Source organism: Phormidium sp. CCY1219 (assembly GCF_035615515.1).
Lineage (GTDB): Bacteria > Cyanobacteriota > Cyanobacteriia > Cyanobacteriales > Laspinemataceae > CCY1219.
The window spans coordinates 1-2,322 of record NZ_JAJENT010000545.1 but is presented as its reverse complement, the minus strand read 5'-3'; the positions used below and the strand labels follow the sequence as shown (position 1 = coordinate 2,322).

The window sequence follows — 2,322 nt, the reverse complement described above, 5'->3', positions numbered from 1 at the left end:
TCAATATAGTTTTGACGGCGGCTAAAGCCGCAAGTTCGTTTTTCCTCCCCCGGCTAAAGCACGGGGGTTTCCAAACGGATCGGAGGTTATCATAAGTCAATTTTGAGGAAAGAAAGTCGGTTTCTCGCCTCTTACGACACCCGCACCCTAGGCCCTAAACAAATCTAAAATAAAAAAGATATGTCTTCCGAGCGATATCAAAGCAAATTATTTAATTTTCTCGATCGGCGATCGCGCCAAGTGGCGAAACATCTGGAGAAAGCGAAGCAGCAGCTCAAAGCGATCGCCGCTTCTGGCGCGCATTTGGCGATGATTCCCCTGTATGCGGCGTATCAAGCCACCCGCTTCATCGGGAAGCAACTGAAAGGAAGCGTGCAATCCAGGGACGACAGCGGGAAAAACCTGGGTGGCGCAGCCACAGAAGAACCCCCTTCCCCCAGTGTAGACAGCGCCATCGATCGCCTATTGAGCGCCGTAGAAATCCGCGAATCCACCGTAGGGGAAAACAGTGGCGATCCGGTGGCGATTGTCTCCCCGATCGCCGCAACCGAACCCAGGGACAATCCCGAGACTTCCACCCCCGCCTCGGGGAAATTTCCCGGTTGGGGAGGATGGAAACAGTGGATGAGCGCCGTGGCGGAAAAAATCGCCGCCCCGGGCAAATTGGCGCTGCAGCATGTTTCTCGCGCCAGGGGGTTGCAGAAAAAATCCGCCACCGCCCTCCAGGAAACTGAGAAGCAGGGAGGAAGCGTGGTGGTACGCGCGATCGCCACTCAGCTAGACACCCGCCGCTTAGTCTTCGTCACCCCGGGAAATCAGATTCTCGATCTCCTCACCCCCGCCCAGCAAGAACAATTGCAGGCGAGAATTCAGTGGGAATTAGCCGCCGGGGGTCACGGAGACAATCCGCAATTCAAACAACCGAAGAAAACCGCCCCCACCCTTTCGGGGGAGAGTTCCGGGAAAACATTACCCGCCCCACCGAGGGGAGGATTTGGGTTTGCGCAACTGGGGAATTCCCTCGATCGCGCCTTAAATAGCCTCGAAAATGCGTGGCAAAATTCCGGCTTAGTATTGCAACCCAGCGGGATGAACGAAGTCCCCCCGCAAGCGCCGGTAGAGGAAGCGCAACCGCACACAGAGGGGATTCATCGGCAAATTCAAGCCGCCTTGTTGGTGGTAGATGGTGCAGTGGCGCGGTTAGAAGGGATGGAGTTACCGCCCGGATCCGGCGTCGGGATTGCCCTTGCGGACCGCACTGAGTCCCTGATGCAGACGATTCAGAAATGGGCGATCGCCCTCGTCACCGACCCCGATCTCAACCCCGACGCCGGATCCCTTGACAGCGAAAATCCCCGCGCATTGCTGAAAATTCAGCTTTTGATTCAAACCGCGATCGACTATTTATTTAGCGAAGACCCCAGCAACCCCCTAGGGCCAGAAGCGAGAGCAAAGTTAGACAACCCCTCGCCAACCGCGCCCCCCCTTTCCGGGAATGGGCCGACAGCGAATCGACCTGCAATAGCACAAAAATTCCAAAATGTCAACCCCATCCGCGAAAAATCTGGCCTAGAAAAGGAGCAATTCCCCGAGAACCCGAAACCCCCGCTTACCCTGAGCCAGGTGTGGGGAACCCGGGCGATCGCCAAATTCCTCAGCGATTTTCCCTTAGCCCCCCCCGCCAGCCCCCGGAAAGCCCCCGAACCGAGTAGCCGACCAACCGCAGCGCCACATCTAGAATCCGTTTCCGCCGTACAACCCGCCACCCGCGCCACCACCCCCACCGTCACCGTACCGCCCGCCGAAGAGTCCGACTCCGCCCCCAACTGGATAGAGGCGCAAGTGCTACAGGTGGAATACATCAAGCACCCATTAGAGGTAGTGTTGCACTGGCTCGATCGCCTCATGGTTCGCGTCGAAGAACTGGTGGTCAGACTCTGGGATTGGATGCGCCACTCATTAATCGGGTAAGACCCCAACCCACCGTAGGGTGCGTGACGCCCCCAACCCCATCCCCGGTAGCATCCACCCAATCCAATCCGGGGGTCACGCACCGCACCCATCCGAGGGGGCGGGGCTTTTTGCCCGAGGAGGGGGGGAACGTATGGTAATATGAGGCGTCAGATTTCAATGGGGTGCAAGGATTGGCGAGCCAGTCAATCGCGCAAATGGAAGACAAAGCGCACAGAAGTTGGAACGGGAAGGGCAACTTTAGAGGATAATAAAGCTGTATAGTATTATTGGCAGGTGCGATTCGTTCCCGCAAAAGTGGAGGGTAAATGCCTGAAACGTAAGCGGGGCAAGGAACACAGTCCCTAAAGA

1 protein-coding gene is annotated in these 2,322 nt (G+C 57.0%); it reads left to right on the top strand.

The window, feature by feature from the left end; genetic code table 11:
• Positions 1 to 180 precede the first annotated feature (180 nt).
• On the top strand, positions 181 to 1,971 hold the full coding sequence (locus LKK83_RS14820; protein ID WP_324631969.1) for a hypothetical protein: 1,791 nt from the start codon (positions 181 to 183) through the stop codon (positions 1,969 to 1,971).
• The last annotated feature ends 351 nt before the right edge of the window (positions 1,972 to 2,322 follow it).

Bases quoted from the DNA above. Each gene is read 5' to 3' on its own strand.
- LKK83_RS14820 (WP_324631969.1), top strand. From the start codon at position 181: ATGTCTTCCGAGCGATATCAAAGCAAATTATTTAATTTTCTCGATCGG.